General features: G+C 75.8%; 2 protein-coding genes. Both read left to right on the forward strand.

Features of this window, described 5'->3' with window-relative positions; all coding sequences use genetic code 11:
* Positions 1-129: 129 nt before the first annotated feature.
* On the forward strand, positions 130-5424 hold the full coding sequence (locus ABTY15_RS39245) for a type I polyketide synthase (RefSeq protein WP_502893691.1): 5295 nt from the start codon (positions 130-132) through the stop codon (positions 5422-5424).
* A gap of 69 nt (positions 5425-5493) precedes the next feature.
* The coding region (locus tag ABTY15_RS39250) for a type I polyketide synthase (protein ID WP_502893692.1) at positions 5494-7190 on the forward strand (1697 nt) is incomplete at its 3' end.

Consider the following 7190-nt stretch of genomic DNA (forward strand, 5'->3'; position numbering starts at 1 on the left):
CGGGCGGACGGCCTTCCGGCGACGTCGATCGCCTGGGGTCCGTGGGCCGAGGCGGGCATGGCCACCGACGACCGGCTGGCCGAACGCCTGCGCCGTGAGGGTGTGCCCCCGATGGCACCCGACCTCGCCATGACCGCGCTCCAGCAGGCGCTGGAGAACGGCGACACCGCGCTCGCCGTCGCCGACATCGTCTGGGACCGGCTGCTCGACGGCGGGACGGCCCCCGTCGCCCTGTTCGCCGAGATCCCCGAGGCCGGCGGCGCCACCACCGCAGCGGCCGAGTCCGACGGCTCCGACGGCCGGTCCGGCGGTCTCGCCGGTCGCCTGGCCGGGCTGAACCCGGAGGAGCGGGCCGCCGTCCTGCTGGATCTGGTCCGCACCGAGGTGGCCGGGGTGCTCGGCTACGCGGAGGCGGACGCAGTGGACGCGGGCCGGGCCTTCCGCGAGCTGGGCTTCGACTCGCTGACCGCCGTCGAGCTGCGCAACCGCCTCACCGTCGTCACCGGCCTGAGCCTGCCCTCCACGCTGGTCTTCGACTACCCGACCGTCACCGCCCTCGCCGGCCACCTCGGGACCGAGGTCCTCGGCCACGCCGAATCGGCGGTCCCGGAGATCAGCGGCGCCCACTCCGCCGGCCCCGCCACCGACGAGCCGATCGCGATCGTGGCCATGAGCTGCCGTTTCCCCGGCGGGGTCGCCTCACCGGAGGAGCTGTGGCAGCTGCTGCTCGACGGCGGTGACGCCGTCTCCGGGTTCCCCACCGACCGGGGCTGGGACCTCGCCGCCCTGCACGGTGACGGGCCCGGCCGGGCCGGTACCAGGGAGGGCGGATTCCTGCACGCCGCCGCCGAGTTCGACCCGGTCTTCTTCGGGATCTCGCCGCGCGAGGCGCTCGCCATGGACCCCCAGCAGCGGCTGCTGCTGGAGACGGCCTGGGAGGCGTTCGAGCGGGCGGGCATCGACCCGGCCGCGCTGCGCGGCAGCCGGACCGGCGTCTTCGTCGGCACCAACGGCCAGGACTACCTGACCCTTGCCGCCAACTCCTCCGACGACCTGGAGGGGCGGCTCGGCACGGGCACGGCGGCGAGTGTCGTCTCCGGACGGCTGTCGTACACCTTCGGTCTGGAGGGGCCGGCGGTCACCGTCGACACCGCCTGCTCCTCCTCGCTGGTCGCGCTGCACCTCGCGGGCCAGGCTCTGCGGGCCGGGGAGTGCTCGCTGGCCCTGGTGGGCGGCGTCACGGTGATGTCGACGCCGGGTGCGTTCGTCGAGTTCAGCCGCCAGGGCGGCCTCGCCGAGGACGGGCGGTGCAAGGCGTTCGCGGCCGGCGCGGACGGCACCGGCTGGGGCGAGGGCGTCGGCCTGCTGCTGGTCGAGCGGCTCTCCGATGCCGAACGCAACGGCCACCGGGTGCTGGCCGTCGTCCGCGGCTCCGCCGTCAACCAGGACGGCGCCTCCAACGGCCTCACCGCCCCGAACGGGCCCTCCCAGCAGCGGGTCATCCGCCAGGCACTCGCCTCCGCCCGCCTCGGCGCCGCCGACGTCGACGCCGTCGAGGCGCACGGCACCGGTACCGTCCTCGGCGACCCGATCGAGGCCCAGGCGCTGCTCGCCACCTACGGTCAGGACCGCGCCGGTGCGCAGCCGCTCCGACTCGGCTCGGTGAAATCCAACATCGGGCACACCCAGGCCGCCGCCGGTGTCGCGGGCGTCATCAAGATGGTGCTGGCGATGGAGCACGGCGTCCTGCCGCGCACCCTGCACATCGACGCGCCGTCCACCGAGGTCGACTGGTCGGCCGGGGCCGTGGAACTGCTGACGCAGAACACGGCGTGGCCGCGGACCGGCCGCCCCCGCCGCGCGGCGGTCTCCTCGTTCGGCATGAGCGGCACCAACGCGCACGTCGTCCTGGAGCAGGCACAGGAGCCGGAGCCGGCCGTCGCCGAGCCGGACCCGGCCGCACCGCCGGTCTGGCCGGTGCCGCTGTCGGCCCGCACGGAGGACGGCCTGAGGACCCAGGCCGAGCGGCTGCTGCGAGCGGTGGCCACCGGCGCCGCGCCCGGCGACGCCGCGTACTCGCTGGCCACCGGCCGCTCCGCGATGGAGCACCGGGCGGTCGTGGTGGCCGCCGACGAGCAGGGGTTGATGCGGGGTCTACAGGGGTTGGCCGCCGGCACCCCCGGTGCGACTGTGGTCCGGGGCTCGGCCACGGGCGGCAAACTCGCCTTCCTCTTCACCGGCCAGGGCAGTCAGCGGCGGGGCATGGGAGCTGAGTTGTACGAGACGTACCCGGTGTTCGCCGAGGCTCTCGACGCGGTCTGCGCGGAGCTGGACGGCCACCTGGAGCGTCCGCTGCGCGAGGCGATCGCGGACGCCGAGCTGATCGACGAGACGGCGTACACCCAGCCCGCCCTGTTCGCCGTCGAGGTCGCGCTGTTCCGCCTGCTGGAGTCGTGGGGTCTGCGCCCCGACGCGCTGGCCGGCCACTCCATCGGCGAGCTGGCCGCCGCCCATGTCGCGGGCGTGTTCTCGCTGGCGGACGCGGCGCGGCTGGTCGCGGCGCGCGGGCGGCTGATGCAGGCGCTGCCGCGCGGTGGCGCGATGGTGGCGGTGGAGGCGGCGGAGGGCGAGGTCCTGCCGCTGCTGGCCGAAGGCGTCGGCATCGCGGCGGTCAACGGCCCGAGCTCCGTGGTGATCTCGGGCGCCGAGAGCGCCGTGCTCGAAATCGCCGAGAAGCTCGCCGCCGACGGACGCCGCACCAAGCGACTGACCGTCAGTCACGCGTTCCACTCGCCGCTGATGGACGGCATGCTGGACGACTTCCGTGCCGTTGCGGAGCAGGTGGCGTACGAGGCGCCGCGGATCCCGGTCGTCTCGACCCTCACCGGCGCACTCGCCTCCGCCGAGCTGACCGAGCCCGGCTACTGGGTGCGGCACGTCCGCGAGGCCGTCCGCTTCGCCGACGCCGTCCGGACGCTGGATGCCCAGGGCGTCACCATCTACCTGGAGCTCGGCCCCGACGGCGTCCTCAGCGCCCTCGGCCAGGACTGCGCCGCCGGGTCCGCCGCCTTCGCCCCGGTGCTGCGCCACGGCCACCCGGAGGCCCGGACGCTGACGACCTCCCTCGCCACCGCCCAGACGCGCGGCGCGGCCGTCGACTGGCCCGCGTACTTCGCCGGCACCGGTGCCCGCCGGATCGACCTGCCGACCTACGCCTTCCAGCGGGAGCGCTACTGGCCCGCGCCCGCGGCAGCGGCCACCGCAGGGGTGACCCGGGAGCCGGATGCGGTGGACGCCCGCTTCTGGGAGGTCGTCGAGCGCGAGGACCTGACCGCGCTCACCGACGAACTGCGGCTCGACGCCGACCAGCCGCTCGGCACCGCCCTCCCGGCGATCGCCGCCTGGCGCCGCCGCAGCCGCGAGCAGTCCACCGTGGACGGTTGGCGCTACCGGGTCGTCTGGCGGCCGGCCACCGAACCGGCCGCCCCGGTGTCCGGCAGCTGGCTGCTGGTGGTCCCCGCCGGGACCGACACGGCCGACCGCACCGCCGAGGTGTCGGCCGCGCTCACCCGCGAAGACGCCGACGTCCGGGTGGTCACCTGGGCCGTCGGCGACGACGACCGCGCAGCACTGGCCGCCCGGCTTCGCGAGGAGGCCGAGGCCGGCACGCCGTCCGGGGTGCTCTCGCTGCTCGCCCTCGACCCGGCGCCGCACCCCGCCCACCCGGCACTGCCCGCAGGCCTCGCCGCCACCCTCCTCCTGATGCAGGCCCTCGGCGACGCCGGGCTCGACGCCCCGCTCTGGTGCGCCACCGCGGGCGCGGTCGGCACCGGGGCCGGCGACCGTCCCACCGCGCCCGAGCAGGCCCAGGTCTGGGGCCTCGGCCGGGTGGCGTCCCTGGAACACCCCGACCGCTGGGGCGGTCTCGTCGACCTGCCCGAGCAACTCGACGCGCACACCGGTCCGCTGCTGGCCGCCGCTCTCAGCGGCGCCGGCGGCGAGGACCAGCTCGCCGTCCGGGCCACCGGCCTCCACGTGCGCCGCCTGGAGCGGGTCACCGGCCGGTCCGAGGGCCCGGCCGTGCCCTGGCGGCCGCGCGGCACCGTGCTCATCACCGGCGGCACCGGCGCCCTCGGCGCCCAGGTGGCCCGCCGGCTGGCCGGCGAGGGCGCCGAGCACCTGCTGCTCACCGGCCGCCGAGGCCCCGAGGCCCCCGGCGCCGCCGAGCTGGTCGCCGAGCTCGGCGCGCTCGGTGCCCGGGTGACCGTCGCGGCCTGCGACAGCGCCGACCGCGACGCACTGGCCCGGGTGCTCGACGGCATCCCCGCCGACCTGCCACTGACCGCCGTCGTCCACGCGGCCGGCGTGGTCGCCGACGCGCCGCTCGCCGACAGCGGACCGGCGCAACTGGCCGCCGTCGTCGCCGCCAAGGCCGCCGGCGCCGCCCACCTGGACGCCCTGCTCGGCGACCGGGAACTCGACGCCTTCGTCACCTTCTCCTCCATCGCCGGGGTCTGGGGCAGCGGCGGCCAGGGCGGCTACGCCGCGGCCAACGCCCACCTGGACGCCCTGGTGGAGGCCCGCCGGGCCCGCGGACTGGCCGGAACCTCGGTGGCCTGGGGTCCCTGGGCCGAGGCCGGCATGGCCGCCGGCGCGGACGCCGAGCACCACCTGCGCCGCTTCGGCCTGCCGGTGATGGCCCCGGGCGCCGCGCTGCTCGGCCTGTGGCGCGTCCTGGCGGACGGCGAGCCCACCGGCATCGTCGCTGACGTCGACTGGGCGGCGTTCACGCCCGCCTACACCGCTGCCCGCCGTCGCCCCCTGATCGGCGACCTGGCCGAGGTCCGGGCCGTCCTCGACACGGAGCCGGCCGCCGCCGACGACGGCACCGGCCGGGCGGGCGACGACGCCGGCGCCCTGGCCGCCCGGTTGGCCGGGCTCCCGGCCGCCGACCGCGACCGCGCCCTGCTGGAACTGGTGCGCGGCGAGGTGGCCGAGGTCATCGGCTACCCGGACGCCCGGTCCGTCGAACCGGACCGCGCATTCCGGGCGCTCGGCTTCGACTCGCTGACCGCGGTCGAGCTGCGCAACCGGCTCACCCTGGTCGCCGGGCTGCGGCTGCCCGCGAGCGTCGTCTTCGACTACCCGACGCCCGCGGCCCTCGCCGAGCACGTCCGGGACTGCCTGTTCCCCGACGGCGCCCGGGAGGCGGCGGTGGACCCGCAGGAGGCGCAGCTGCGGGAGGCGCTCGCCGCGATCCCGTTCGCGCGCTTCCGCGAGGCCGGCCTGCTGGACACCCTGCTCCGGCTCGCCGGTCCCGGCACGGACGGCCCCGCCACCGGCTCCGACGACGAGTTGGACCTGATCGACACGATGGACGTGGCGAGCCTCATCGACATGGCCCTCGACAGCAACGAAACCTGACACGTCCGAAGTGCGGAGCTCACGATGACCACGCCCAACGAGAAGATCGTCGCAGCGCTGCGGGCCTCCATCAAGGAGACCGAGCGCCTGCGGCGGCAGAACCAGCAGCTGATCGCGGCCTCGCGCGAGCCGATCGCGATCGTCGGGATGAGCTGCCGGTTCCCCGGGGGCGTGGAGTCGCCGGAGGCCCTGTGGCGGCTCGTCGCCGACGCCGGCGACGCCATCTCCGAGTTCCCCACCGACCGCGGCTGGAACCTCGCCGACCTGTACGACGCGGACCCGGACCGGCCGGGCACGTTCTACGCCCGCGGCGGAGGCTTCCTGCACGATGCCGCCCGGTTCGACCCGGCGTTCTTCGAGATCAGCCCGCGCGAGGCGCTGGCCATGGACCCGCAGCAGCGGCTGCTGCTGGAGACCTCCTGGGAGGTCTTCGAGCGGGCGGGCATCGACCCGACCACGCTGCGCGGCAGCCGGGCCGGCGTCTTCGTGGGTGCCTCCTCGCAGGGGTACAGCGCGGTCGCGGACGACCTGCCGGACGGTGTCGAGGGCTACCTACTGACGGGCAACGCGGCGGCGGTCGTCTCCGGGCGCCTGTCCTACACCTTCGGCTTCGAGGGGCCGGCGGTCACCGTCGACACCGCCTGCTCCTCCTCGCTGGTCGCCCTGCACCTCGCGGTGCAGGCGCTGCGCAACGGCGAGTGCTCGATGGCGCTCGCGGGCGGTGTGACCGTCCTCGCCACCCCCGACGTGTTCGTCGAGTTCAGCCGCCAGCACGGGCTGGCCTCGGACGGCCGGTGCAAGGCCTTCGCCGCCGCGGCGGACGGCACCGGCTGGTCCGAGGGCGTCGGCATGCTGCTGGTCGAGCGGCTCTCCGACGCGCGGCGAAACGGCCACCAGGTAATGGCGGTGGTGCGCGGCAGCGCGGTCAACCAGGACGGTGCGTCCAACGGTCTGACCGCCCCGAACGGCCCGTCGCAGCAGCGGGTGATCCGACAGGCCCTGGAGAGCGCCGGGCTGACGGCAGATCAGATCGACGCGGTGGAGGCGCACGGCACGGGCACCCGCCTGGGTGATCCGATCGAGGCGCAGGCCCTGCTGAACACCTACGGTCAGGAGCGGGCCGACGACCGGCCGCTCTGGCTCGGCTCGCTCAAGTCCAACATCGGCCACACCCAGGCCGCCGCCGGTGTCGCGGGCGTCATCAAGATGGTCATGGCGATGCGGCACGGCGTGCTGCCGCAGACCCTGCACGTGGACGAGCCGTCCCCGCACGTCGACTGGTCGGCCGGCGCCGTCGAACTTCTGTCGGAGCGCCGGCCCTGGCCGGAGACCGGAGGGCCGCGCCGGGCCGCCGTCTCCGCCTTCGGTGTGAGCGGGACCAACGCCCACACGATCCTGGAGCAGGCTCCGGCCGCGGAGGAGTCCTCGGAGGATGACTCGGTGGTCCTGCCGACAGTGCCGGTCGTGCTGTCCGCGAAGAGCCCGGAGGCGCTTGCGGCGCAGGTGGCGGGGCTGGTGGCGGTGGTCGAGGGCGATGGTGCGCCGAGTGTGGCGGATCTGGGTTTCTCGCTGGCGACGGGCCGGGCGGCGTTCGAGTACCGGGCGGGGTTCGCGGCCTCCGATGGTGCGGAGCTGCTGGCCGGGCTGGCCGCGGTGTCCGGTGGTCAGGCATCGGTGGTGGAGGGGCGGACGGCGTTCCTGTTCACCGGTCAGGGCAGTCAGCGGGCCGGGATGGGGGAGGAGCTGTATGCGGCCTACCCGGTCTT

This window comes from Kitasatospora sp. NPDC097643, from assembly GCF_040302625.1.
Classification (GTDB): Bacteria; Actinomycetota; Actinomycetes; order Streptomycetales; family Streptomycetaceae; genus Kitasatospora.